This window comes from Streptacidiphilus melanogenes (assembly GCF_000787835.1).
Lineage (GTDB): Bacteria > Actinomycetota > Actinomycetes > Streptomycetales > Streptomycetaceae > Streptacidiphilus > Streptacidiphilus melanogenes.
In genome coordinates, this window is sequence record NZ_BBPP01000025.1 from 61442 (window position 1) to 87691 (window position 26250).

A 26250-nucleotide genomic window follows, 5' to 3' on the forward strand; every position below is an offset into this window, starting at 1 on the left:
GGTGGTGGGGCCTTCCGGTGGCGCTGTACCTCGGTGACGTTCGGCGGTTCGCTGATGGCTCGTCAGAACCCTTGGGCCAGGCGGTGGAAGGCCTGGTTCCAGCGCAGTTCGCGAGTGAACCGCGCGATCTCGGTGGCGGCGTCGACGACCAGCAGCTCGACGCCGAGCATCTCGGCGAGGTCGGTGAGCTGCTCGGCGCCGACGGCGGCGGACAGGACGGTGTGGTGCGGCCCGCCGGCGGTCAGCCAGGCCTCGGTGGAGGTGCGGAGGTTCGGCCTCGGCCGCCAGACGGCGCGCGCGACCGGGAGCCTGGGCAGCGGTTCCAGCGGCGGGACCACGTCGATCTCGTTGGCGACCAGCCGGAACCGGTCGCCGAGATCCGCGAGCCCGACGACGACCGCCGGGCCGGGCCGCGCGTCGAACACCAGCCGCACCGGGTCCTCCCGGCCGCCGATGGAGAGCGGGTGGATCTCGCAGCGGGGGGTGTCCGCGGCGATCGACGGACAGACCTCCAGCATGTGCGCGCCGAGGATCAGTTCGTTGCCCGGTTCGAGGTGGTAGGTGTAGTCCTCCATGAAGGAGGTGCCGCCGTCCTGACCGGTGCCGACGACCTTGAGCGTGCGCAGCAGCGCGGCGGTCTTCCAGTCCCCCTCGGCCCCGAAGCCGTAGCCGTCCGCCATCAGCCGCTGGACGGCGAGCCCCGGGAGCTGGCGCAGGCCGCCGAGGTCCTCGAAGGTCGTGGTGAACGCGTCGAAGCCGCCCGTGGTGAGGAAGTCGCGCAGCCCGAGTTCCAGCCGGGCGGCGTAGCGCAGGGAGGCGTGCCGTTCGCCGTCGTCCTTCAACTCGTCGGCGAGCCGGTAGCAGTCCTCGTACTCCTCGACCAGCTTGGCGACACGCGCCTCCTCGACCTCGTCCACGACCGCGACCAGGTCGTTGACGCCGTAGGTGTGCACGGAGACGCCGAAGCGCCGCTGGGCCTCGACCTTGTCGCCCTCGGTGACGGCGACGTCGCGCATGTTGTCGCCGAACCGGGCCAGCCGCAGGCTGCCCAGCCGCGCCCGCCCGTGGGCGGCGCGCGCCCAGGCCCCGATCCGGCGCGCGACCGAGGGGTCGGCCACGTGCCCGGCGACGGTCTTGCGGGCGACGCCGAGGCGGGTCTGTATGTGCCCGAACTCGCGGTCGCCGTGCGCGGCCTGGTTGAGGTTCATGAAGTCCATGTCGATGGTCGCCCACGGCAGCGCCCGGTTGGCCTGGGTGTGCAGGTGCAGCAGCGGCTTGCGCAGGGCGGTGAGGCCGGCGATCCACATCTTGGCCGGGGAGAACGTGTGCATCCAGGCGATCACGCCGACACAGGCGTCGTCGGCCTCCGCCTCCAGACAGACCCGGCGGATCACCTCGGCGTCGGTCAGCACCTCGCGCTCCACCAGGCGCACGGGCAGGTCCGGCGAGTTCCGCAGCGACTCGGCCACCGCGTGCGACTGGTCGGCGACCTGACGGAGCATCTCCTCGCCGTACATCGCCTGGCTGCCGGTGAGGAACCACACCGCGGCGTGCGGACCGCGGGCGGCGTCGAGCTGCGTCATCGGGGCTCCCCCTGCGAAGTCGGCTGCTGGCCGTAGACGTTGGTGTAGCGGTCGTGCAGCGCGGCCACGGCCTCCGGCGGGATCGGCAGGGGCTCGCCGTAGGCGCGGGCCAGGTGCACGGTCCGGGCGACGTCCTCGGTCATCACGGCCGCCTTGACGGCCGCCCGGGCGTCCCTGCCGACGCTGAAGACGCCGTGGTTGCGCATCAGCACGGCGGGTGACCGGTGTCCGGCGAGGGTCTCCACCACGCCCTTGCCGATCTCCTCGCCGCCGATCAGCGCGAACGGCCCCACGGGGATCTCTCCGCCGAACTCGTCGGCCATCGCGGTGATCACGCACGGGATCGCCTCCCCGCGCGCGGACCAGGCGGTGGCGTAGGTGGAGTGGGTGTGCACCACGCCGCCGACGTCGGGCCGGTGGCGGTAGACGTAGGCGTGCGAGGCCGTGTCGCTGGAAGGGCGGTACCCGCCGTCGACGACGGAGCCGTCGGCGGCGCACAGCACCATCGACTCCGGGGTGAGCGCGTCGTAGTCGAGACCGCTGGGCTTGATGACGAACAGGTCGGTGCCGGGCACACGTCCGGAGACGTTGCCGGACGTCCAGGCCACCAGGCCGTTGCGGGGCAGTTCCGCGTGCAGCGCGCAGACCTCGTCGCGGGTGCGGGCGATCGCGTCGCGCAGGTCGTTGCCTGGCATCAGGGCTCCTCGGTTCGCTGTGCGGTGGCGGTGAGCCGGATCTCGCGCAGACGGTGCAGGGTCCCGTCCGCGCCGCGGCCGAAGTGGTCGTGCAGGCGCAGGTACTCGGCGTAGAGCGCGTCGTACGCCGCCGCCCGGCCCGGATCCGGGTGGTAGACCCTGGCGTCCCGTCCGCCCATCTCCCGTGCCGCCGAGGGGACGTCGGCGTAGGCTCCGGCGGCGACCGCCGCGTGGATGGCCGCGCCGAGCGCGGGGCCCTGGGCGGAGGCGATCAGGCCGATCGGGCGACGGAGCACGTCCGCGTAGAGCTGCATCAGGAAGGCGTTGCGCAGCAGGCCGCCCGCGACGACGAACTCGGTGACCGGCACGCCGCCCGCCTCCAGCGCCTCGACGATGACGCGGGTGCCGAAGGCGGTGGCCTCCAGCAGCGCCCGGTAGATCTCGTGCGGGCGCGTCCCCAGGGTCAATCCCACGACGACACCGGAGAGGTGATGGTCCACCAGGATCGAGCGGTTGCCGCTGTGCCAGTCCAGGGCGACGAGTCCGTGGGCGCCGACGGGCTGCGCGGCGGCCTGCTCGGTGAGCAACTCGTGCACGGTCAGGCCGCGTTCGGCCGCCTCTGCGTGGACGTAGGGCGGGACGCCGTGGTCGGCGAACCAGGCGAAGAGGTCCCCGACGCCGCTCTGTCCCGCCTCGTAGCCCCACAGGCCGGCGACGATCCCGCCGTCGACGACCCCGCACATGCCGGCGACCTCCACCCGGCGTTCGGCGCTCACCACATGGCAGGTGGAGGTGCCCATCACCGCGACGAGCCGGCCGGGTTCCACGGCCTGCGCCGCCGGGGCGGTGACGTGCGCGTCGACGTTCCCGACGCAGACGGCGATCCCCTCCGGCAGTCCCGTCCACGCCGCCGCCCGGGCCGTGAGCGAGCCCGCCCGCGCGCCGAGCGGGGAGACGCCCGGCTCGCCGGGCGCGAGGTCGAGCTTGGCGCCGAAGTCCGCGAACGCCGGGTCGAGGGCGGCGAGGAACTCGGCACTCGGCCGCGCGCCGTCCTGGAGGATGCCCTTGTAGCCGGCGGTGCACGCGTTGCGCGTCTCCACACCGGTCAGCTGCCAGGTGATCCAGTCGGCGGCCTCGATCCAGCGGTCCGCGAGGTGGTACAACTCCGGGTCTTCGTCGAGCAGTTGCAGCGCCTTGGCGTACTCCCACTCGGCGGAGATCCGGCCGCCGTAGCGAGGCAGCCACGGCTCTCCGCGCTTCTCGGCGAGGGCGTTGATCCGGTCGGCCTGCGGCTGGGCGGCGTGGTGCCGCCAGAGCTTGGGATAGGCGTGCGGGCGGTCGCGGTGCCGGGCCTGCTCGCACAGCGGCGTGCCGTCGGCGAGCGCCGGCAGCACCGTGCAGGCGGTGAAGTCGGTGCCGACGCCGATCACCAGCGCCGGGTCGATCCCCGCCTCGGCGACCGCGGCCGGCACGGCGTTCCGCAGCACCTCGCGGTAGTCCTCGGGGTCCTGGAGCGCCCAGTCCGGCGGCAGTTCCCGGCCGCTCGACGGCAGCACCCGGTCGATCACCCCGTGCCGGTACGGGTGGACGGCCGTGCCCAGCTCCGCGCCGTCCGCGACCCGCACGACCAGCGCCCGGCCGGAGAGGGTCCCGAAGTCCACCCCGACCACGTACCGGGGTCCGTCGTCCGCGTCGTCCTCAGCAATGTGATCGCTCACAATTCGGCCCGTGCGTCCGTCCGTGCGTTGCCCGTTCATGACGGTCGTTGCCTCTCTGCGGGGCGTGGGAGGGGAGTTCGCGGCGGCGTCAGCTCCGCGGCCCGGCGGCCGAGGAGCGCACCAGCAGCGTCGGTTCGATGCTCAGACGGGGCATGCCGCCCGCCACGGGGCCGTGGTCGATCGCGTCGACGAGCGCGCGCAGCGCCCGGCGGCCGACCTCGTCGAAGTCCTGCCGGACGGTGGTCAGCGGTGGCCCGAAGAACTCCGCCTCGGGGATGTCGTCGAACCCGACGACGCTGATGTCGTCCGGCACGCGGCGCCCGGACTCCTGCAGTGCCCGCAGCAGGCCGAGCGCCATGTGGTCGTTGGCGCAGAACACCGCCGTCACGGCGGGGTCCGCGGCGATCTCGCGCCCGCGCTCGTATCCGGTCCGGGCGGACCAGTCGCCGCCGACCATCGGCTCGGCCACCGGTGCGCCGCGCCGCGTCAGCGCGCGCCGCCAGCCCGCCTCGCGCTCCTGCGCGTCCAGCCATGACCTGGGCCCGGCCAGGTGGTGCACCGTGCGGTGGCCGAGATCGAGCAGGTAGGACGTGGCGCGCTCGGCACCGGCCTCGTTGTCGACGGCCACCGACCGCAGCGAGGCGTGGGTCCCGCAGCCGACCGCGACCAGCGCGACGTCGGCCGGGACGGTCGACAGCGCGGCCACGGCCGAGGTCTGCGGCGCGATCACGATGATGCCCTCGACGGCCTGGTCCCGCAGCCGGTCGACCGCCTCCAGGACCGACCGCCGGTCGAGCGCGGCGAGGGCGGCGACGGTCACGAAGTAGTCGTCCTGCCGGGCGGCCTGCTCGATGCCGTAGAGCATCGAGGCCGGGCCGTACAGCGTGGTGTTGAAGCTGATCACGCCCAGGGTGCGGGTGCGGCGCGTGACGAGCGTGCGGGCGGCGGCGTTGGGCCGGTAGCCGAGCTCGCGTATCGCGGCGAGCACCCGCTCCCTGGTCGTCTGCCGCACGTTGGGGTGGTCGTTGAGCACCCGGGAGACGGTCTGGTGGGACACCCCGGCGACCCTGGCCACGTCGGCCATCACCGGCGCGCGCTCTCCGTCCATGCCCCGCCCCTCCCGCTGCCCGCCCGCGCCCCCGCACTCGGGGCGACGATGAATTGTTAGCGCGAACATTCGGGTGGGTCAAGACGTGCGGCGGGAGTCGGCGGCGATCTGTCGCCACATCAGCAGGTGTTCAAGAACGATGCGTTGGCCGTTCGGAAACGGCCGGGACGCGACTACTCCCCTTCGGTGAACGCCTCGCGGAGGCGGGCCTCCTCGTCGGCGGAGAGGTTGGTCTGGAGGAGCTCCGCGTGCCAGCCCTCGAAGGCAGGGCGGACGCGGTCGAGGACGGCGTCGGAGCTCAGCACGAAGAGGGCGGAGGTGCCGGGGGTGACCTTCTCCTTCACCGACTTGATGAAGCCCTCGTCGATGCCGAAGTGGGCGAGGTGGCCGCCCAGCGCACCGCCCGCAGCGCCGATCGCCATGCCGATCAGCGGGATGAAGAAGATCAGCCCGAAGAGGAAGCCCCAGAAGGCTCCGCCCAGCGCTCCCGGCCCGGTCATGTCGCTCAGGTGGCGGGTCCTGGGCTTGCTGGCCCCGCCGGGCCAGCTGATCACGGCCCCGTCCTGAACCTTGATCAGCTCCTGCTTCTGGAGTTGCTTGAGCGTGTCGAGGGCCTCGTCAGCGCCCGTCGCGGTGGGGAACTTCCATACGGTCAACGTCGCCATGACGGTCTCCGGTCTCGCGGGAGGAGAGGGAACACAGGGGGAACACACAACGCCTCCCATCCTCGACCGGGGCCCCGGGCGTCGCCACACGGAGCCGACCGGTCGGACGACTGGCGTGCCGGGGGCCCCGGACGGACGCTGTTCGGTTGCCGCCCGGGGCGGCAGAGCCGACCGTTGAACCCAGCACTCCCCCGGAAGGACCAGGTGCGGGTCATGGCAGACAAGCGGACGGTCAGGCGCATCGCGGAGTTCATCGAGCCGTTGCGGGTGAAGCCCGGCTCCCGGGTCCGCCTCGCGAAGGACTTCGACCCCGGCTACAAGGGCGGGATGAAGAAGCGCGAAGGCGTCGAGCTGCTGCGCACCGGGGTGGAGCTGCTGGCGGAGTACCAGGCGCGGCTGGCGGCCCAGGACACCCACGGGGTGCTCATGTGCCTCCAGGCACTCGACGCCGGCGGCAAGGACGGGACCATCCGCCACGTCATGAGCGGGGTGAACCCGCAGGGCGTGCACGTCAGCGGCTTCAAGGTGCCGTCCGCCGAGGAGCTCGACCACGACTACCTGTGGCGCTACGCCGCCCGGCTGCCCGCCCGCGGCGACATCGCGATCTTCAACCGGTCCCACTACGAGGAGGTCCTCGTGGTGCGGGTGCACCCGGAGCTCCTCGACCGGCAGAAGCTGCCGCCGGAGGCCCGCGGCCCGGACCTGTGGCACCAGCGTTACCGGGCCGTCAACGACTGGGAGCGGCACCTCACCGAGAACGGGTTCCGGCTGGTCAAGGTCTTCCTGAACCTGTCCAAAGAGGAGCAGCGCAAGCGCTTCCTCAAGCGCATCGACCTGCCGGAGAAGAACTGGAAGTTCTCCGCAGCCGACATCCGGGAGCGCGAGTACTGGGACGACTACCAGAAGGCCTTCTCCGACATGCTGTCGGCCACCAGTACCCCGTGGGCGCCCTGGTACGTCGTTCCGGCCGACCACAAGTGGTTCGCCCGGATCTGCGCGGCGGCGCTGCTGGTGCACACGCTGCAGGACATCGACCCGCACTACCCCGAGGTCGACAAGGCAACCCGCAGGGCCCTGCTCGCGGCCAAGCGCGACCTGGAGAACGAGGCGCCCAAGGGCGCCGCGCGCGACCCGTACGCGGCGAAGCACCGGAAGCACTGAGGGGCGAGGGCCGAGAAGGGCAGCCCCGTCGCGTCGGGAACAGGATCGGAGTGAGACGCATGGCTGAGCAGGCGGGTGGCGGCGGGGCCCCGGACGTCGACGCGGTGCCGTGGTACGCGCGCCCCGCGCAGGAGGTGGCGAGCCGGCTCGGTGTGGATCCGGCCACGGGACTCAGCGAGAGCCGCGCCGCCGAACTGCTGGCCGCGCACGGGCCGAACGCGCTGCCCGAGGAGCAGGCGCGGCCCGAGTGGCTGCGCTTCCTCGACCAGTACCGCAGCTACATGCAGATCATCCTGGTGGCGGCGGCGATCGTCTCGCTGGCGATCAAGGAGTGGTCGACGGGCATCCTGCTGATCGCGCTCACCCTGTTCAACGCGGTCGTGGGCCTGCGCCAGGAGGGCAAGGCCGAGAGCGCGATGAACGCGCTGAAGTCGATGATGAAGGCCACGGCGCGGGTCAGGCGGGACGGGGCGGAGACGGAACTCCCGGCGGAACAGCTGGTCGTGGGGGACGTGGTGCTGATCTCGGCGGGCGACGAGGTGCCCGCGGACGGCCGGATCGTCCAGGCCAGCGCGCTGCAGATCGACGAGTCCGCGCTGACCGGCGAGAGCGTCCCGGCGTCGAAGGACGCCGTCGCGCTGACCGGCACGCAGCTCTCCCCCGGCGACCAGACGAACATGGCGTTCATGAACACCCCGGTCACCCACGGCAGCGCCCTGCTGGTGGTCACGGCGACCGGGTCGGAGACCGAGCTGGGCAAGATCTCCGGAATGCTGTCGGCCACCGAGACCGAGCAGTCGCCGCTCACCCGGGAGCTGAACACGCTGACGCTGTGGATCGCCGGGGCCGCCGGTCTGACCATGATCGTGATGTTCGCCCTCGGCCGCAGCCGCGACCAGGCCTGGGACGCCCTGTTCGTCAGCGCGGTGTCGCTGGCCATCGCGGCCATCCCGGAGGCGCTGCCGACGGTGAGCCAGGTGATCCTCTCCGTCGGCAGCCTGAACCTGGCCAAGCGGCACGCGATCGTGAAGGAGCTGCCGTCGGTGGAGACCCTCGGGTTCACCTCGGCCATCAACTCCGACAAGACCGGCACCCTGACCATGAACCAGATGACGGTCGTCGAGGTGCTCAGCCCCACCGACCGCTACACCGTCTCGGGCACGGGCTACCGGCTGGAGGGCAAGGTCCACCACGCCGTGGGCTCGGCCGAGAGCATCGAGGACGCCGTCCTGCCCTACCTCATCGCCAACGACGCCAAGCTGGTGGACGACGCGGTCGTGGGCGACCCGACCGAGGGAGCGCTGCTCGTTCTCGGGTACAAGGCGGGCTTGGACATCGAGGGCACCAGGGACCGCTTCCCCCGGGTGGCGACGCTGCCCTTCGACCCCGGCTACAAGCTGATGGCCAGCTTCAACGAGGCCAAGGACGCCTCCGGCCGGCCGGTGGTGCGCTGCTTCGTCAAGGGCGCGGCGCCCGCGGTGATGTCCCGCGTCACCACCGCCCTGTCGGCCGGCGCGGACATCCCGTGGGACCCGGAGCTGAGCGGGCGCGCGCAGGCACAGACCGAGCGGATGGGCGGCGAGGGGCTGCGGGTGATGGCCGCGGCCTTCCGGGACCTGGACCCGGCGGACTTCGACCCGGAGGGCGACCTGCTGGCGCATGTCAGGGACCTGCGCATCACCAGCCTGGTGGCCATGGTCGACCCGCCGCGCGAGGAGTCGAAGGCGGCGGTGGCGAGCGCGAAGGCGGCGCACATCCGGGTGCGTATGGTCACCGGCGACGACGTCACCACCGGCGCGGCCATCGCGCGGCAGCTGGGCATCGAGGGCGAGGCCCTGCTCGGCACCGACTTCGCGGCGCTGTCGGAGCAGGAACGGCTGGCACGGATCGACGGCATCGGCGTGGTCGGCCGGGTCGCGCCGGAACACAAGGTGCTGCTCGCCGCCACGCTCAAGAAGAAGGGCGACGTGGTCGCGATGACGGGCGACGGGGTCAACGACGCCCCCGCCATCAAGGCCGCCGACATCGGCATCGCCATGGGCAGCGGCACCGACGTGGCCAAGAACGCCAGCCGCATGGTCCTCGCGGACGACAACTTCGCCACCATCGTCTACGCGGTGGAGGAGGGCCGGAAGCTCTACGACAACCTCACCAAGTACATCCGGTTCGTCCTGGTGCTGCTCGTGACGTTCGTGCTGACCTTCCTCGGCGCCACGGTCCTCAACATCGCGGCGGGCGAACCGTTCACTCCGCCGCAGGTGCTGTGGGTCCACTTCGTCGTCAACGCCCCGTTCGGCTTCGCGCTGGGCTTCGACAAGGAGAGCACCGGACTGATGCGGCGCGTCCCGCGTCCGCGCGGGGAGTCGGTGCTGACCCGGCCCGTCGTGGTCACCGTGGGGCTGGCCGGGCTGGCCATCACCGCGCTGCTGCTGGCGCTGATCAAGCTGGGCGAGGCGCACTACGGAAGCACGCAGGTCGGCCAGTCGATCGCGTTCACCGCCTTCGCGCTCTGTCTGATCGTGGCGGCGTACGAGTGCCGCAGTGAGCGCGAATCGGTGCTGCGCGTCAGCACCTTCGACAGTCGGCAGATGAACTGGGCCGCCTTGGGCGAGTTCGTGCTGGCGGTGCTGGTCACCCAGATGGACGCGTTCAACCGGATTCTGGGGACCACCGACATCAACGTCCGGCAGTTCGGCTGGGCGCTGCTGGCCGCCGTCGCGCTGCTGCTGGTGTGGGAGCTGGGCAAGTTCCTCGCGCGCCGTCGACCGGCCCCGGATCAGCCGGGCGAGCCGGCGTCGGCGATCCCCTGATCGCGGGCCCAGGAGCGGTACGCCTCCACGGCGGTGGGCAGGGTGGGGAAGATCCGCTCCGCGCCGACGGACTCGACGAGGCCGTAGGCGTCGAGGTCGTCGAGCAGGTCCTGCTTGACGCGGGCCAGCGCGAAGACGATCCCGCGCTCCTCCAGTTCCAGCCGCAGGGAGTCGACGGAGTCCAGCGCGGTGATGTCCACCTCGACGTTGGCCTCGGTGTTGAGGACGAACCACCGCACCGGGCCGGGCTGGTCCTCCATGGCTGCCAGCGCGCGGCGGCGGAAGTCCTCGGCGTTGGCGAAGAAGAGCGGCGAGTCGTAGCGGTAGACGACCAGTCCGGGGACGGTCCGCGCCTCCGGGTAGTCGTCGACGTCGTGCATCCCGGCCATGCCCGGCACCACGCCGAGCACGGCGTCGTGCGGTCGGGCGACGCGGCTCAGCAGCTCCACCACCGACAGTCCCACCGCGACCAGCACGCCGTAGAGGATGTCCAGGGCCAGCACGCCGACCAGGCAGGCGAGCGCGAGCAGCAGCTCGCCGCGGCGGAAGGACGAGAGTTTGCGGAACCCCGCGAGGTCGATCATCCGGACGGCGGCGAACACCACCAGAGCGCCCAGCACCGCGTCGGGGGTGTCGTGCAGCAGCGGGCTGAGGAAGAGCAGCACGGCGACCACGCCGAGCCCGGCCGCCAGGGTGTACACCTGGCTCTTCGCGCCCGTCGACTCGCCGATGGCGGTGCGGCTGGCGCTGCTGCTGACGGGGAAGCCCTGGAAGAAGCCCGCGCCGATGTTGACCGCGCCGAGGGCCAGCAGCTCCTGGTTGGCGTCCAGCTGCGGCTGGTCGTCGCGCTTGGCGAACGCGCGCCCGGTGAGGATGAAGTCGGTGTAGCCGACCAGCAGGATGCCCATCGCGGGCAGCGCCAGATGGTGCAGCTGGCCCAGCTCGGGCAGCTTGGGGCGGGGCAGCCCGGCGGGGATGTCGCCGATCACCGCGATGCCGTGGTCCTTGAGCGAGAAGGCCGCCGAGACGGCGGTGCCGAGCACGACGGCCAGCAGCGGGCCGGGCAGGCGCGGCAGGAACCTGGCCACCAGCAGCAGGAAGAGCAGCGTGGCGAGGCTGAAGACCACGGTGGGCAGGTGGGCCTCGGTGATGTCGGCGGCGAACGACTTCAGCTGCGGGAAGAACCCCTCCCCGCGCACGTCGATCCCGGTCAGTTTGGACAGCTGATCCACGATCATGATCAGCGCGACACCGGCCAGGTAGCCGATCAGCACGGGCCGCGACAGCAGGTCGGCGACGAAGCCGAGCCGGGCCAGCCAGGCCACCACGCACAGCAGGCCGACCACGAAGGCGAGGGTGGCCGCCAGGACGGCGTAGCGCCCGGCGTCCCCGCCGGCCATCGGCGCGACGACCGTCGCGGTCATCAGTGCGGTCGTCGACTCGGGCCCGACCGACAGCAGGCGCGAGGAGCCGAAGAGGGCGTAGAGCACGATCGCCGGGAGGATCGCCCACAGCCCGGTGACCGGCTGCAGGCCGGCCACGCTGCCGTAGGCCATGACCTGCGGCACGAGGTAGGCGGCCACGGTGAGGCCGGCCAGCAGGTCGCCGCGCAGCCAGTCGCGGTGGTAGCGGCGCAGGACGGCGAGGCCCGGCAGGGCCGGGACCACGCGGCGCCAACCTTCGTCAGGGGCACCGGCAGACATCGGACTCCTTCCGTCGCGCCTCCTCATGATGCCTCGCGAGGGGCCCGCCGGCCCCTTCGGCCGGGCCGGTCCACGGGCCCGTGTCGACCAGGGCGTTCGACCGGTGGGGCGGTGGTGGCCGAGGCCGGGCTGAGGGGTCATCATCGCAGTAGAGAAGGAAGGAGTGATTCCGGATGGTGTCGGCTCGCTCCCGCGCCCGCCTGCTGGCCTGGCTGGCCCTGCTCGCCGGGCTGGCCGCGGTCGTCGTGCTGGTGGCCACGTCCGGGCTGGGCGGCCTGCTGATCCTGCTGCTCGGACTGTGCGGCCTCGTGGTCACGGCGGTCGGGATGTGGCTCGCGGTGGCGCACCGGGGCGTGGTGCGCTGGATCGGGGCCCTGCTGGTGGTGGGCGCTCTGGTGGTCGTCCTGGTCGCCTACACCGACAAGGGCGTGTGGGCGGAGGCGGTCGCCGCGCTCGTCCTCTGGGCCGCGGCCGCGCTCTGCGCCCGGTCCGCGCTGCGGATGGTGCGGCCGCCGGGCGGCATGCCCGCGGTGCGCCGCACGCCGCCGAGGCAGCCCGTCCTGATCATGAATCCGCGCTCGGGCGGAGGCAAGGTGGGCCAGTTCGACCTGGTCGGCAAGGCCAAGGCGCTGGGCGCCCGGGTGGTGCTGCTGGACACCTCCGGCGAGCCCGTCGACGTGGCCGAACTCGCACGCCGCGCGGTGGCCGAGGGCGCCGACCTGCTCGGCGTGGCGGGCGGCGACGGCACCCAGGCGCTGGTGGCCGCCGTCGCCGCGGAGCACGGGCTGCCCTTCCTGGTGCTGCCGGCCGGCACCCGCAACCACTTCGCCATGGACCTCGGCCTGGACCGCGCCGACCCCTCCCGCGCCCTCGCCGCGCTGACCGACGGCGAGGAACTGCTGGTCGACCTGGGCACGGTGAACGGCCTGCCGTTCGTCAACACCGTCTCCTTCGGCGTCTACGCGGAGATCGTGCAGAGCCCCGAGTACCGCGACGCCAAGGCCGGCACGGCGCTGGAGGCGCTGCCCGACCTGCTGCTGGGCTACTCCGGCGAGCGGCTGGAGGCCGTCGCCGACGAGGTCGCGCTGTCCGCCCCGCAGGCTCTGCTGGTGAGCAACAACCCGTACGCGGGCGCACAGCCGCTCGGGGCCGCCCGGCGGCCCCGACTGGACGGGGGCGTGCTGGGCGTCGTCGCCGTCAGGGTCGCCAACGCTGCCCAGGCGGCGGAGGTCGCGCTCCTCGGCAGGCGGGCGGCGGCGCTGACCGTGCTGACGGCCCACCAGGTCACCGTCGACTCCCCGGCGGCGACCGTCCCCGTCGGGGTGGACGGGGAGGCGCTGCGCCTGCCCCCACCCGTGAGCTGCGTCGTCAGGGCGGGCGCGCTCAGGGTGCTGGTCCCCAGGAACCGGCCGGGCGTGCCGGCGGCGCCCGGAGGCCCGCTGGACTGGCGGCGGCTCGTCGCACTCGCGCTCGGCAGCGCACTGCCGCCAGAGGCGGAGGAACAGCGGTGACGGCGGAGGCACGCCCCGACCGCTCCGACGATCCCGCTGAGGCACGGGCACGCTCACTGCTGCGCCGTCTCCGGTCCGATCCCACACGCATGCCGGAGGAGCTCGCCGCCTTCGCCGTCCGCGAGATGGGCCCGCGCGCCCGGGCACGCGTGGAAGGGCTGCGGCATCGCCTGCCGGACGCCGACGCGGAACGCCTCCAGGCCGAGACGGTCGCGCACGGGGTGCGCGCCTCGGTCACCGAGGGCGCGTTCGTCGGCGGGCCGTTCCTGGTGTGGATCCCGGTCGCGTTCTGCCGGGCGCTGCTCGCCCAGGCGCAGTTCGTGCTGGAGCTGGCCGCCCTGGCCGGACACGATCCACGGACTCCCGCGCGTGCGGCCGAGCTGCTGGTGCTGCAGGGGGCCCACCCCGACACCGAGTCCGCCGCCGCGGCGCTCGCCCTGACACCGGCGGACGCGGTCGCCGTGTCCGCCGGGAACGGGCGGACGGCGGGGCTGTGGCAGGTGACCATGCGGATGGCGAGCATCCTGGGGCTGCGCGCCGTCGAGGGGGCCGAGGCGCCCGTCTCGTGGCTCACCCGTGTCGGCCAGTGGCTGCTGCTCACCGTCGTCATCGTGGTCGGGATGGTGGTCCCGCTGGTGTGGCTGCCGTACATGACGGTCTCGTACCGGCGCGCGGGCCGGGCGATCGCCGAGCGAGCGTGCACGTTCTACTTCGGGACCGCAACCGCGCCCCCGGCCGACGACGCGCAGGCCCAGGCCGGTGCGGATCCCGGTCTGGTGGCGGCCGGCGTGCGTGCGGCGGTCTCGGTCGTGCTCGTCGTCGGCCTGGTGCTGGCCGTCCTGCTCACCGGCGCCACCCTGGCCGACCGCCAGTGGCCGCTGCTGGTCGTCGTGCTGACGGTCGCGTCGGTCGGGGTCGGCGCGTGGTGGCAGCTGCGCCGCCGGGCGCGCGACCGTCGGTCCGAGGACGCCGACTGACGCCCGGGCCCGTCGTCACCCCCCCGGCCGTCACCTCGCGACCGTCACCCCGAAGCCGTCACCTCGCGTCCGCGCTCGGCACGGTCCTGCGGCCCAGGGTGGTCCGGACCCGCCCCTTGACGTGCGCGTGGCCCTCGACCGGCTGACGCCGCACCGGGAGGGAGCCGCTCGAGGACGCCACGGCGCCCGCGGCCTTCGTCGCCCGGCGCACCCCCTGCGCAGGCCGGGCTCCTCCGCCGATGTCCCGGACCGCCTCGATCAGGTCCGCGAGCAGCCGGCGCACGAGCCGCACGGTGCAGGCGGCCCCGACGATGAGGACCAGACCGGCCGCCTGATGCGCCGTCGACCGCGAGCCGGGGTCCGCGGACGGGCGCGGGCCGGGAGAGCGGCCCTCGGACGACACGGCCCCGTCCTCGGACGGCGTGCCGCCGAAGATGTCCCGGGCGATCCCGACCACGCCCTCGACGGCGTGCGCCGCGGCGAAAGCCGCCACGGACAGACCGACGATCAGCATCGTCTCCGCCAGGGGCGTGCCAGGGGGTTTGGGCGCACGATGCGCCGATGCAGCAGTGGGCATGTCACTGCCCTCCTTCTCAGCGCCGGCACCTCGCGGGTGCCCGGCGACACCTCCCCCTGGCCGGTGCGGGCGTCCGTGACGCACACGGATACGGATGTACGCCTCAGTGTCGGCCCCGGCGTGATCGGACCGGGAAGGGCCCTTCGGCCCTTCGCACGGGGCCGAAGGGCCCGGGCGAGAGCCGACCGGGCAGGCCGTCAGAACACCTGCCGCCGCCCCCGCGGAGCGCCCCTGGGCGACCACCACGATGGTCGAACGTGCCAGGGCGTACCCCGCCGGGATGTGCTTGATTGGTCTTCGGGTCGTGGCAGACCGCCACCCCCTCTCGCGTGCCGCGGGATTGCCCGAGCAGTCCCCTGACGGCCGCATCCCCCGCATCCAGGAGTCGGATCATGCCCTTCGTCACCGTCGGCCAGGAGAACTCCGCCCCGATCGAGCTCTACTACGAGGACCACGGCCAAGGGCGGCCCGTCGTCCTCATCCACGGCTTCCCCCTCAGCGGCCGCGCCTGGGAGCGCCAGGAGCGCGCCCTGCTGGCCGCCGGACGGCGCGTGATCACCTACGACCGCCGCGGCTTCGGCCGCTCCAGCCAGCCCACCACCGGCTACGACTACGACACCTTCGCCGCCGACCTGCAGGCCCTGCTGACCGCGCTCGACCTGCGCGACACCGACCTGGTCGGCCACTCCATGGGCGGCGGTGAGATCGCCCGCTACCTCGGCACGTTCGGCTCCGAGCGGATCCGGCGCGCGGTCATCGTCTCGGGCGTCCCGCCCTACCTGCTGCAGACGGCCGAGACCCCCAACGGCGTGCCCCAGAAGGTGTTCGACGACATCGCGGCGGGGCTGACCGCCGACCGGGCGGCCTACTTCACCGAGTGGAACAAGAACTTCTTCAACCTCGACCAGACGCTCGGCAAGCGGATCAGTCCCGAGGAGGTCCAGGACGCCTGGAACACGGCGGTGGGAGCCTCGCCGACCGGCACGATCGCCTGCGTGCCCACCTGGCACACCGACTTCCGCGCCGACCTCCCCAAGATCGACATCCCGGTCCTGGTCCTCCACGGCACCGAGGACCGGGTGCTCCCGATCGAGGCCTGCGGCCCTCGCACGCACGAACTGATCAAGGGCAGCCGGTTCGTGGCCGTCGACGGCGCGGGTCACGGCCTCTGCTGGACCCACGCCGACGAGGTCAACGAGCAACTGCTCTCGTTCCTGGCCTGACCGCGAACGCGGTTCAGCTCCCGCTGCCGCGCGAGGGGCCGAAGAACTCGATCTCGGCGATGGCGACCTGCTTGGTGGCGGAGGCGTTGTAGGCCGAGCGGATGACGAAGCGGACCGAGACGACGCTGTCGAAGCGCAACGCGTGGGTCTGCGGCCCGACGTTCGGATCCAGCGTCAGCGTGGTCGTGTGGACCTTGCCGTCCGCCGTCGTGACGTCGGCCTCCAGGTTCTGCGGCAGCGCGGAGCTGTCGAGGTCGGACGCGTTCGTCGACTCGCCGGGGCTGATGACGACGTCGAGCAGGTCGACCGGCTGGTCGAACCCCGCCTGGATCCACCGGCCCGCGTCGTCCCCCGTGAAGCCGGGCCCCCACCAGGTGTTGTTGTGCTCGTCGAAGGCCAGTTGGGGGCCGTGCTTCGGATAGGAGTTGGACGCGCTGGTCTTCGAGGTGTCCGGCGGGATGAGGACGCGCTTGGAGAAGTGGTCGCCCACCGTCTGCGCCACGGAGCCGCTGTCGACCGCGAGCGTGATGACCAGCGCCACCGCCGCGGCCGCGACCAGCCAGCCGAGGACCCGGCTCCAGTCGCTGCGCAGCCGGGGCCGCTCGCCCGCCCACGGGTTGCGGCGAGGACCGAAGCCCGGCAGACGCCGCCACCAGGCGAGCTTGGGCGGGTCCTCGGGACGCCCCTCCATCGACATGGCGCAGCGGCGGCAGAAGTGCCGGTCCGGCCGGTTACCGGTACCGCACCAGGGACAGGGCGTCCCGCCCTCGTCGCCGAGCTCGGCCCCCGGCGCCTGCACGCTCGGCCGCGCGGCGGCCGGACGTCCCGGCAACACCGGCACGATCGCCGGCGTGGCCTCGTGCTGCTGCGCGTCGGAGACGGGCACCAGCAACGCCCGCGCCCGCTCCGCCGCGGCAGCCGCCGCGACAGCGGCGGGATCCGGCCCGACGTCCGCGGCGGTCGCAGCGGTCGGCAGGGGCTCGGTGGGCGCCTCCTCGGGAGAGGCGGCGGGCGCGGGGATCGCCGCCCCGCCCGGGGCGGCGGAGCCTGCCGGGCCGAGAGCGCCGCCCGCATCGCCGGGGCCGCCCCCGGCGGCGCCGACTCCGGATCGCGTCCCGCCCATCCCGGAAGAGGCTGCAGCGGAGCCGGGAGCACCCGGCGCGCCGGGACTCCATCCGGCGTCAACCGACGAACCACCCCCTGAAACGGCCCCGGCGCCCGAAGAGCCGGAGGAGGCCCGGGCAGAGCCGGGAGCACCCGGTGTGCCGGGGCCCGAACCGGCGTCAGCCGACCGGCCGCCCGCTGCCGCACTCCCGGCACCCGACCCAGCGAAGCCGGAGGAGGCCCCGGCGGAGCCGGGAGCACCCGGTGTGCCAGGGCCCGAACCGGCGTCAGCCGACCGGCCGCCCGCTGCCGCACTCCCGGCACCCGACCCAGCGAAGCCGGACGGGGCCTCAGCCGCACCGGCCGCGCCTGGCCCGGCTCCCGACCCGACGGAGCCTGCCGGGCCGCGACCGCGCGAAGAACTCGAGGTCCAGGTGAGGACCGCGCCGCAGCCGTCGCAGAAGGACTGGCCGGGGGTGGGCGGGGTGCCGCACTCGGGGCAGGCCTGTGGCCCGTTGCCGCCCGCGTCGGCGTTCTGGCTGGTCACGTCAGGTCCTTTCGAGCGCGGTCACCTGGACCGTGTAGGGCATGTGGGCGGGACGTGCGGCGGAGACCAGGGCCTCCAGCCGGTGCTGGTCGAGCGGGGTGGGCTGCGGCAGCGCCAGGGTGACGTGCAGTCGGGGGCGGCGCTCGCCCGGCACGGGGCCCAGCGGGCGGGCGTCCCAGGCCACGCCGCCGCTCTCGGAGATCTCCGGCTCGACGCCGAAGGCGAGACGCACCGCCTCGGCGAGGCCGCGGCGGGTGCCGCGGATGCGGTGCAGGCGCGCGGCCGCGGCGACGGCCGCGCGCAGCAGCGCCTCCTCCTCGGTGCCGTCGACCTCGGCGCCGACCCACTCGGCGAGCCAGCGCACGAAGTCGGCCGGGGCCAACGCAGGGCTGAAGTAGGCGTCCAGGCAGTCGAGGACGTTGTGCAGGGGGGCCAGCACCTCGTCCAGCCCGGCGACGAAGCGCTGCGCCAGGTCGTCCTCGGCGAAGACGGCCGGAAGCATGTCCGTCAGCGGCGCGGAGGAGCCGAGCCCGTCGACGGAGCCCCTCACGTCAGGTCCCCCGCACCGATGCCGCCGACAACCCGGACCCGGTGGTCGAAAGAGAAGACCAGCGAGGGCGCATCGAGGTCGATACGGTCGGTGGCGTCGCCGCGCTTGCCGGTGAGCGGATCGGCGGGGTGGAGCAGCACCTGGTCGACGAGTTCGACGCCGGGCACCCGCTGCAGCACGGCGAAGATCTCGCCGGACTGCACCGGGCGGCCGAACGGCCAGCCGGTCCCGAGCGCGCCGCCGACCAGCGGGTCGAGGTGGCGGTAGAGCGCGTCGTGGACCTGCCGCCGGACCCGGTCGGTGTCCGCGCCGCGGAAGGCGTGCAGCGTGGCGACGACGGTGACGCCCTGGTAGAACGGCGGGCCGACGGCCAGGCGGGTGCCGATCAGCCGTCGCTCGTCGAGGTAGTCGGTGATGCGCTCCAACAGCGCGTCGGCCGGGACGAGTTGCTCGAAGCGAAGGCGGCCGCCGGGATCGGGCACCGCCTGCGGGACGACCAGGACCCGCACCGCGTGGGCGCCGTGCTGGTCGGCCTCGCCCTCCAGGCAGGTGATCCGGGCGGTCTCCGGCGCGGCGCGGCGGGCCAGCTCCTCGTAGTCGCGCAGGGTGACGGCGCGGTCCTGGGCGCGCAGCGTGACGGGCGCGCGGGTCTTGGCCTCCTCGACGGTCTCACCGTCGACGCCGCCGGTGGCGGCCTCGCGGTTCACGACCTCGGCCACGTAGGGGACGGAGCTGCGCAACACCTGGATGGCGCCGCGGGCGACGTTGCCGGAGCGGCCGCCGCCGGTGCGGTACTGCCGGGCGCGGATGGCCGCGCCCTTGGGCGGCACCGCGCCGAACTGGCGCAGGGTGCCGTCGCTCTCGCGGACGGCGGTGCCGAAGGCGATCTCGCCGGTGGCGGCATCGAGGGTGAAGTGGCGGTCCTCGGGGCCGGAGGCGGCGAAGTGGGCGACGACCTCCCAGTCCTCCCACCCGTCCTCGCCGCCGACCTGGAGGTGCAGCGGGGGGACGTCGCCGACGACGGGGGCGTGGGCGAGCCGCAGCCGCTGGCCGGGCAGCCCGGTGGACTCGCCCAGCAGCTCGTCGCGGACCGTCTCGGCGTGCACGGCGCCGGTGGTGCCACCGATGGTGAAGGCCTCGGCGCTGCGCACGGTCGGCGAGGTGGTGTAGAAGGGCTGGCCGGGGTGGGGCTCGGTGACCCGGCAGCGCAGCCAGCCGGCCTCCTGTCGTCCGGTGCGGGACTTCACGTGGCCGCCGGGGACGTGCAGCACCACCTCGCCGGGGCGGTTGAGGCCGCCGGTCCCGTCGCGGTCCACCTCGCACTCGGCCCAGCCGTCCTCCGTCCAGGCCTCCCAGACCAGCGGGGGCTGCCGCGGGTCCACGCCGACGCCGTCGACGCGGCTGTCCAGGGTCAGCGCGACCGCGCAGTGCGGGACCGCGTTGCTGAGGCCGAGGAGCATGCTGTCGCCTGGCTGTGGGGCCTCGGCGAAGCACATCAGGTCCTTGCCCTCGGCCAGGTCCGAGGTGCGGTCGACGGTCGGCTCCCCGTTGCGCTGCACCACCACGTGCGCCAACGAGCACGGCACGATGGTGAGTTCGCGCTCGGTGGCGAAGACCGTCGCCTCCTCGCTCTCGGTGCGGGCGGTGGCGGCCTCGGTGCCGACCGCCAGCCGGACCGGCTCGTCCAGCGGCGCGGACAACCAGAAGGTGACCTGGGCGCGCGCCGCGGAGGGCGGGAACAGGGTGATGCCGATGAGGTCGAGGAAGGCCAGGTGGTTCTTCTCCGGCACCCGGTTGAGCCGGTAGACGATCTGGTCCGCCATGTGCGCGACCGTCTCGACGAGCGTGACGCCCGGGTCGGACACGTTGTGGTCGGTCCACTCCGGGGCGCGCTGCTGGATGTAGCGCTTGGCGTCGTCGACGAACTGCTGGAAGCGGCGGTCGTCGAGGTTGGGAGAGGGCAGTGCCATCAGCGGTCGCTTTCGGTGGACGGTCGCGGCGGTCGCGGGCCCGGGGAGTCCCCGGCCGGTTCGTCGTGCTCGGGGATGACGTAGAAGGGGAAGACCAGGCTGCGCGGGTTGTTGGTGCCGCGGATCGAGTAGCGGACGTCGATGTAGAGCACCGCCTGATCGTCGCCGGCGGTCACCTCCACGTCCTCGACCTCGATGCGCGGCTCCCACCGGTCCAGGCTGACGAAGACCTCGTGCTGGATCCGGCCCGCGGTGGCCTCGTTGACGGGGGCGAAGACCATGTCGTGGATGGCGCACCCGAATTCGGGCCGCATCGGCCGCTCCCCCGGTGCGGTGGCCAGCACCAGCCGCATCGCCTCCTCGATCTCGCGCTCCCCGCTGACCAGGGCGATGCCGCCGGTGGGGCTGATCCGCATCGGGAACGCCCAACCACTGCCGACGAACTGTTCGGCCATCAGATGATCACCTCTGCCATCAGACGACCGGCAATCCGTTGGCGGTGACCACGCCGACCATCGCGACGTTCGTCCCCGCGATGTCGATGTTCAGTGGGGAGGTGAGGGCGAGGGACCCCTCCCCCGCGAGCACGGCCGCGCCGATCGCGTTCATCTCCAGCGCCCCGAGCGCGTTGATCGCGACGGCGGTGCCCCGGACGCTGACCGCGCCGCCCGACTCGATGCTGACGACGCCGCCGGCCTTGACCGACACGTCGGCGCCCGCCTCCAACGACAGGCTCGCGCCCGCCTTCACGGAGACCGACGTGCCGCCCTTGATGCTGACGCTGCCCGCACTGTCGACGGTGATCTCGGTCTCGGTACGGTCCAGACTGATCGTCAACCGGTCGTCGCCGGTGCGCAGTCGGACCCCGCGCTTGGTGCCGAGGCGCTGGTCGAGCAGGTCCAGGCGGTTGCCGCTGCGGTCGGCCAGGGTGTGCCGGACGGTCCTGCCGCTGGTGCCGTCGTAGGGCTGGACGTCGCTGCGGCCGGGCTGGTCCTTGCCGTTGTAGAGGCCGCCGATGACGTAGGGGTGGTCCAGGGCGCCGCGGTCGAAGGCGACCAGCACCTCGTCCTCGACGTCGAAGCCGATCAGGCCGCCGCCGTTCACGCCGCCGAACTGCATGCTGCGGGTCCAGTCGCTGACGTAGGTGTCGTCCAGCCAGGGGAAGCGCAGCTTGACCCGGCCCTGCTTGAGCGGGTCCTTGATGTCGGTGACCACGGCGTTGGCGACGCCGGGCAGGCGCGGCGCGCCGCCGTCGCCGCCGGAGGCGAGGCCGTAGAGGGAGCGCCACTGGCGGCCGCTGACGGTCAGCTGGACCTCGTAGTGGCGGCTGTCGCCGAAGCTGTGGCGCGCGCCGGTCACGGTGTACTTGCCCTCGAAGGGCTCGCCCACGGCGGAGAGCGCGACCGGAACGCCCGGCCGCAGCTTGGGGTTGCCGCGGACGGTCACCTCCAACTCCGCGAAGGAGGCGGTGATGTCGTCGGACAGCGAGGCGGCGGCGTTCTTCACCTCCGCCTGCGTGTCGTAGGGGAGGTCCGTCTCGACCCGGGTGGCCTCGCCGAAGGCGGAGACCGCCGCGGCAGGGGTGACGCCGATCGCGATGGCCGGGTTGTCGACCGCGGGCTCCCTGCTGACCAGGGTCCGCTTGGCCGTCACGTCCCAGCCACGGGCCACGGCCTCGGCGACCTGGTCGGCGGAGGTGACGGCGGCGCGGCAGCGCAGAATGTCCTTGAACGCCTTCAGGACCAGCGGGTCGGTGTCGCTGCTCACCGGTGGCGCCCCGGCGGCGGAGGCGCGCTTGACGAACTGGAACGTCCCGCGCGGGCTGAGCGACATCACCATGTCGTTCTCGTCCGCGAGGCGGCCGAGGAAGTCCCAGTCGGCGACGTTGGCCTGGGTGATGAAGTCGTAGACCGTGGTGGTGGCGTGGATGCTGCCGACCGGCACGCCGTCCTTGGCGCAGAGGCGGCGGGCGATGTCGGAGGCGGTCATGTTCCGGTAGGCCTGCACCCGGCGCTGACGCAGCATGCGGTGGCCCAGGTCGTACCCGCGCACGACGGTGAAGCTGCCGGTGTTGTCGTAGTCGCTCTCCAGCGCGGTGATCTCGCCGGTGAGCAGCGGCGACTGGGCGCCCTTGCCGTCGGAGACCGGTGCCAGCACCACCTTGGTGCCGAGCTTGGCCCCGGTGTCGCGCAGCACGAGCCGCTCGTGGTCGCGGAAGGTCAGCTCGAACGCGCCCGGCACGCCCGCGGCGAAGTCGATCCACCCGCCGACGAGATGGCGGGCGACGGCGTCGGTCAGCTTCGCGCCGCCGATCTCGACATGGAGGATGTTGGAGTAGCTGAACTCGGGCATCAGCGACCGACCTCCTCGGCGGCGGGAAGCATCAGGGCGGTGCCGGGGTGCAGTTGCGCGGGGTCGTCGATGCCGTTGGCCTCGGCGATGGCCCGCCAGGCGGTGGCGTCCCCGTACTCGCGCCAGGCCAGCGACTGCAGCGAGTCGCCCGCGACCACCCGGTGCACGCGGCGGGCGGTGAGCGCGCCGGAGGTGGGGTTCTGCCCCGCCGTCTGGCCCGGCACCTCGCGCAACTGGACCCGGCAGGTGGCGCGGATCGGCACCCCGGTCGTGCTGAACAGGGTGTAGGTGGCGTCGACCGAGGTCACGTAGGCGTTGAAGCGCGCGGTGGAGAAGGCACCCCACTGGAAGATCACCCAGGGCGTGGACGGCTTGTTGGCGGCGATGCTGGACGCCGTCGTCTCGCAGCAGGAGAACAACGACTCGACGTTCTTGCGCACCTCGTTGCTGTCCGGGGTCTGCGAACGGTCCAGGAAGATCTCGACCGAGAGCTCCCGCGGGTCCGGTCCCATGTACTCGGGCACGGGACCGTCGTGGTGACCGGGCGTGGTGGTGGCCTTCCAGGTGGCCCGCCGACTGATCTGCAGCTGGGAAGGGTTGAAGTCGAAGCTGAAGGTGCTGATCAGCCCGCCCGGCGAGGTGCCGCCGCCCAGCGGCGGCTCATGGATCGCGATCGTCGCCCGGACCAGGCTCTTGCCGGCCCCGCCGCCGCCCGCCATCTACGCCGCCCCCGCATCGGTGAAGCCGTGGTGGGTGATCTCCAGCGTCTCGGTGGCCACCGCCGGGCTCTCCGGGTTCAGCGACGGCCCGCGCCAGCTCACCGGCAGCACGTCGATCAGGCCCCAGCGGGCGACGAGCGAACCGTCCGCGCGCAGGGCGGCGATCTGGGCCGTCGGGCGGTGGATGCCGGTGGTGACCGAGCTGATCCAGGCCGCGACCTTGGAGGTGTCGGGCGTCAGCGGGCGGCTCAGGGTGATGTTCGAGAACGTCACCCGGGAGGGCAGTTGCCAGACGAAGCCGTTGTTGCCGCCCTCCTGGTGCTGGTGGATCTCGACGGAGGAGGACAGTCCCTCGCAGGTGTTGAAGGTGCCCAGGCTCTCACCGTCGATGGTCAGGTGGAAGAAGATGGTGGAGCCGGGGTCCAGTGCCTGGGGCATCGGATGCTGCCTTCCTGCGGGCGGATCAGTTGCGGGTCGCTTGGGTGGTGGTTCGGGTCAACGGCGGTTGTCGCGGAGCCTGCCGACCCGCTCGCGGTCGAACCGCAGCTCCATGCGCAGCAGCCGGGTCAGCGGTCCGATCAGACGGTGGGTCAGCTCGTCGACCTGACCCTCCTTGAGCATGCGGGCGTCGAACGCCTCGGTGATCTGCTCGGCGTCGTACCGGGCCGAGGTGGGCGCGAGCGGCGAGGGCACGGGCGGCGAGGGCACGGGCGGCGGCGCGTCACCGGCCGGACTGCGGGTGGCGGTCGCCGTCACGGGGCTCACCCGAGGCTCGGCTGGACGGGGCGGGGAGAGCAGCGAGGGCATGGTGTTCCGCGAGGTCCGCGCCGGTGGCGCCTGCGGAGCTCGCTGCAGGGACACCGGCCGGACGGGCGTGACGGGCGAGGGCAGGCTGGGCGCGGACACCACGGGCGGCACGGCGAAGGCCTGCGGCGCCAGCGGCACCGGCCGGACGCGCGCGGGCGTGACGCGCGCGGGCGTGACGAGCGCGGGCGTGACGAGCGCGGAGGTGACGGGCGCGGAGGTGACGGGCGCGGAGGCGGCACGCTGCACCGCGGTCGCCGCCGCCACCGCCACCGCCACCGCCGATCCAGCCCCGTGGAGGCGCTGCGGAGACGCCGCGCGCACGTCGCGGGGTGCGGCGTCGGCCGCCGCGGCCACCGGCGCGGCGCGGAGCGGCACCGCCTGCGGCGCGTCCAACCGCTGTACGGCGGTGACGGACCCGGGCGAACCCGCCCGCCGGGTGACGGCACGTGCCGGAGCCAACGGCCGCACGACAGGCGGAGCGACCGGCTCGGCGGCCGCCCCCGAGGGACGCGGCGCCACGGGCGTGGCCGCAGGCGTGGGAGGCACCGGCCGGGCGACGGCCTCGCGGGAAACCCCCTCTGCCGCCACCGACGCCGACCTCTGGACGGGCACCGGACGCGAAGGGCCGGACAGGACAGGCCCGGGACCGCTCTCGACCATTGGTGCGGAGGAGGACGTCAACGGCACGGCCGACACCGCAGGCGGCACTCCCCCGGTCCCGCCACCGGGGGTGCCGTCCTCCGCTCGCGCCACGGGGGCGTCAGAGGTCAGCCGCTGCACCGGAAGCGCGCGCGACGTACTCTCACTCCCCGAGACCGCCACGGGGAAACCACTGCTCGGGCCAGAAGGAGTGGCCGGACGTGCCGGTGCCGAGCGTGGTGCCCGGGCACGGCCGAGCGACGTGGTGCCGGACGGCGGCGCCGTCATCGGCGCCCCGAGCAGCGAACGCCGCCGCTGTACGGGTGGCGGCGCGGGCACGGCGGAGCCGACATCAGTCGGACCGGGCGGCTGAGCGTCACCCCGGCTGGGCTCCCCGAGCCCCCCTCCCCGGCGCGGTGCGGAGACCGGACCAGCAGCGGGCGGCGACGCGGGCGAAGTCGTCGCCTCGCTCCTCACGGATGCGAAGTCCTTTGCGATGACGATGGTTTCGGGTTCCGGGCTGACACCGCCCGAGTTCACGCTTGAACGCTGAACGGGCGCGGGCGTCCCGCCGAGCGGCCGGGGGAGCTCGGCTGCCGTCTGCGGGATCGCGGCCGGGTCGGGCGTGGCCGGAGGACGAGAGACGGGCTGCGGCCCCGGGGCGACCGGTCCCCGCACAGCACGCTGCGCCGCCGTGGCTGGAGCCGCGGCGCCGGAGGCCGGACGCGGGGCCTCTGTCGTGGTCCGCTGCACCGAAGGTGCGGGCCTGGGCGTCGGCGACGCCGGTGGCGTCGACCGCCCTGCCGGACGCTCCCCCGCCTCGAACGAAGCCGCTATGCCGTCCGCTTCTGCACTGACGGAGCGCTGGACCGGTGCCGGTTCGGCACTCGCCGACGCGCCGGCGGGCGGCGCGCTCATGACGCCGTCGCTTCCGGCGGGCTCCACGGACTGGAGCGGCGCGACCGGGGCGGGTGTGCTCGCGTCCGAGCCCCCGGAGCGCGGAGCGGACGCGGGCGCAGCGACGGGTCGAGGACGTGACGGCGCGGCCGTGGAGCGCTGGACCGGAGCAGCGGGCGCAGTGGGGGGTGTGGCTCCTGACGAATCCGACCTCGTCTCCCCGGCGCTCGGGCCCTGGACCGGACCAGCCGGGGCAGCGGAGGACGGCGCCGGAGCGCCGACTCCTTGCATCCTCCCCGCCGCCGCGACGGAGTCAGGACGCACCGGCAGGCCGGGCGATGTCGTGTCGGAGGACTGCGGGCCGGCCGGTCCGGCGCTCGCCCGCGGAGCAGCAGCAGCGGACCCGGCGGACACAGGCGGGCCGTCAGATCCCGGACGGGTCACGCGCTGGATCGGTGCGGCCGAGGCCGTCGGCCGGTTCGGGGTGGCCCGGTTCGGCGCGGGTCGGTTCAGTGCAGGCTCGCACGAGGCGGCCCCGCGCGGGTGCGGTGCCTGCCCATGCGCCGCAGGCGCGGGCGCGGCAGCAGCCGTCGGTCCCTGCGGCGCAGGCGCGGTGGCCTGCGTCGAGCCCTGCGGCGCAGGCGCGGTGGTGGCCCTCGACCGGGGCGGCGCGGACGCCGGCGGGGCCGAACCCTGGGGCGCGGACGCCGACGCGGCGGCCGCCGTGGATCCCTGCGGCGCAGGCGCGGTGGCCTGCGTCAAGCCCTGCGGCACAGGTGCGGCAGCGGCCGTCGAGCCCTGCGGCACAGGTGCGGCAGCGGCCGTCGAGCCCTGCGGCGCAGGCGCGGTGGTGGCCCTCGACCGGGGCAGCGTGGACGCCGGCGGGGCCGAACGCTGGGGCGCGGACGCCGGCGGGGCCGAACCCCGGGGCGCG

The 26250-nt window shown here is 73.7% G+C and carries 20 protein-coding genes and 1 pseudogene; 6 read left to right on the plus strand and 15 right to left on the minus strand.

The features are described from left to right. Window positions 1-62: 62 nt before the first annotated feature. From araA to TR49_RS24445, 5 genes are all read right to left on the minus strand, one after another. Window positions 63-1583: an L-arabinose isomerase gene (gene araA, locus TR49_RS24425; protein ID WP_042385208.1), complete on the minus strand. Its 1521-nt coding sequence runs from the start codon at window positions 1581-1583 to the stop codon at window positions 63-65. Then, on the minus strand, window positions 1580-2278 hold the full coding sequence (locus TR49_RS24430; protein WP_042385210.1) for an L-ribulose-5-phosphate 4-epimerase: 699 nt from the start codon (window positions 2276-2278) through the stop codon (window positions 1580-1582). Before TR49_RS24430 ends, araA begins: the two co-directional genes overlap by 4 nt. Continuing rightward, window positions 2278-3996 (minus strand): ribulokinase, encoded by a 1719-nt coding sequence (gene araB, locus TR49_RS24435; RefSeq protein ID WP_236653510.1) that lies wholly within the window; start codon window positions 3994-3996, stop codon window positions 2278-2280. The genes TR49_RS24430 and araB overlap by 1 nt, the downstream gene beginning before the upstream one ends. 88 nt (window positions 3997-4084) lie before the next feature. Beyond that, entirely contained in the window at window positions 4085-5104 is a 1020-nt protein-coding gene (locus tag TR49_RS24440) for a LacI family DNA-binding transcriptional regulator (RefSeq protein ID WP_042385212.1), read from the minus strand. 173 nt (window positions 5105-5277) lie between these two features. Further along, a complete protein-coding gene (locus TR49_RS24445) occupies window positions 5278-5769 on the minus strand; it encodes a DUF1269 domain-containing protein (protein WP_042385213.1) in 492 nt (163 codons plus the stop codon). 213 nt (window positions 5770-5982) lie between these two features. Here TR49_RS24445 and TR49_RS24450 point away from each other — a divergent pair, with 213 nt between their 5' ends. Both TR49_RS24450 and TR49_RS24455 read left to right on the plus strand, forming a co-directional pair. Next, window positions 5983-6930, plus strand: coding sequence for a polyphosphate kinase 2 family protein (locus TR49_RS24450; protein ID WP_042385219.1), 948 nt, complete (start codon window positions 5983-5985; stop codon window positions 6928-6930). 59 nt (window positions 6931-6989) lie between these two features. Next, window positions 6990-9740, plus strand: coding sequence for a cation-translocating P-type ATPase (locus tag TR49_RS24455; protein WP_042385222.1), 2751 nt, complete (start codon window positions 6990-6992; stop codon window positions 9738-9740). Here the strand turns inward: TR49_RS24455 and TR49_RS24460 are convergent. Further along, window positions 9707-11443 (minus strand): SulP family inorganic anion transporter, encoded by a 1737-nt coding sequence (locus tag TR49_RS24460; RefSeq protein ID WP_042385225.1) that lies wholly within the window; start codon window positions 11441-11443, stop codon window positions 9707-9709. The two genes, TR49_RS24455 and TR49_RS24460, sit on opposite strands and share 34 nt — an antisense overlap. A gap of 173 nt (window positions 11444-11616) precedes the next feature. On the opposite strand from TR49_RS24460, the gene TR49_RS24465 reads away from it, so the two are divergent. After that, complete coding sequence (locus tag TR49_RS24465; RefSeq protein ID WP_042385227.1) at window positions 11617-12954, plus strand: diacylglycerol/lipid kinase family protein; 1338 nt, start codon at window positions 11617-11619, stop codon at window positions 12952-12954. An 89-nt stretch (window positions 12955-13043) separates the two neighbouring features. Next, window positions 13044-13931 (plus strand): hypothetical protein, encoded by an 888-nt coding sequence (locus TR49_RS24470; RefSeq protein ID WP_152627436.1) that lies wholly within the window; start codon window positions 13044-13046, stop codon window positions 13929-13931. Between the two features lie 58 nt (window positions 13932-13989). Here TR49_RS24470 and TR49_RS24475 read toward each other — a convergent pair whose 3' ends face one another. Next, window positions 13990-14508, minus strand: coding sequence for a hypothetical protein (locus tag TR49_RS24475; protein WP_152627437.1), 519 nt, complete (start codon window positions 14506-14508; stop codon window positions 13990-13992). 392 nt (window positions 14509-14900) lie between these two features. On the opposite strand from TR49_RS24475, the gene TR49_RS24480 reads away from it, so the two are divergent. Continuing rightward, window positions 14901-15731, plus strand: a complete 831-nt coding sequence (locus tag TR49_RS24480; protein WP_042385233.1) for an alpha/beta fold hydrolase — start codon at window positions 14901-14903, stop codon at window positions 15729-15731. A 13-nt stretch (window positions 15732-15744) separates the two neighbouring features. Here TR49_RS24480 and TR49_RS24485 read toward each other — a convergent pair whose 3' ends face one another. From TR49_RS24485 to TR49_RS24520, 8 genes are all read right to left on the minus strand, one after another. Further along, entirely contained in the window at window positions 15745-16854 is a 1110-nt protein-coding gene (locus TR49_RS24485) for an NADase-type glycan-binding domain-containing protein (protein WP_052434603.1), read from the minus strand. Between the two features lie 529 nt (window positions 16855-17383). Further along, window positions 17384-17932: a phage tail protein gene (locus TR49_RS24490; protein WP_042385238.1), complete on the minus strand. Its 549-nt coding sequence runs from the start codon at window positions 17930-17932 to the stop codon at window positions 17384-17386. Further along, window positions 17929-19902, minus strand: a complete 1974-nt coding sequence (locus tag TR49_RS24495) for a putative baseplate assembly protein (RefSeq protein WP_042385241.1) — start codon at window positions 19900-19902, stop codon at window positions 17929-17931. The genes TR49_RS24490 and TR49_RS24495 overlap by 4 nt, the downstream gene beginning before the upstream one ends. Then, the gene (locus tag TR49_RS24500; protein WP_042385245.1) at window positions 19902-20357 is read right to left on the minus strand and encodes a GPW/gp25 family protein; all 456 of its coding nucleotides are present in this window, start codon (window positions 20355-20357) and stop codon (window positions 19902-19904) included. The genes TR49_RS24495 and TR49_RS24500 overlap by 1 nt, the downstream gene beginning before the upstream one ends. Window positions 20358-20376: 19 nt before the next feature. Beyond that, window positions 20377-22254 carry a VgrG-related protein gene (locus tag TR49_RS24505; RefSeq protein ID WP_042385248.1) on the minus strand — a complete coding sequence of 626 codons (1878 nt, stop codon included), beginning with the start codon at window positions 22252-22254 and terminating at the stop codon, window positions 20377-20379. After that, window positions 22254-22973: a CIS tube protein gene (locus tag TR49_RS24510; RefSeq protein ID WP_042385259.1), complete on the minus strand. Its 720-nt coding sequence runs from the start codon at window positions 22971-22973 to the stop codon at window positions 22254-22256. The genes TR49_RS24505 and TR49_RS24510 overlap by 1 nt, the downstream gene beginning before the upstream one ends. Beyond that, on the minus strand, window positions 22974-23411 hold the full coding sequence (locus tag TR49_RS24515) for a phage tail protein (RefSeq protein ID WP_042385260.1): 438 nt from the start codon (window positions 23409-23411) through the stop codon (window positions 22974-22976). Window positions 23412-23468: 57 nt separating this feature from the next. Further along, complete coding sequence (locus TR49_RS24520) at window positions 23469-24239, minus strand: hypothetical protein (RefSeq protein ID WP_152627438.1); 771 nt, start codon at window positions 24237-24239, stop codon at window positions 23469-23471. A gap of 1726 nt (window positions 24240-25965) precedes the next feature. On the opposite strand from TR49_RS24520, the pseudogene TR49_RS43995 reads away from it, so the two are divergent. After that, window positions 25966-26250, plus strand: a pseudogene (locus tag TR49_RS43995) (hypothetical protein); the annotation flags it as partial.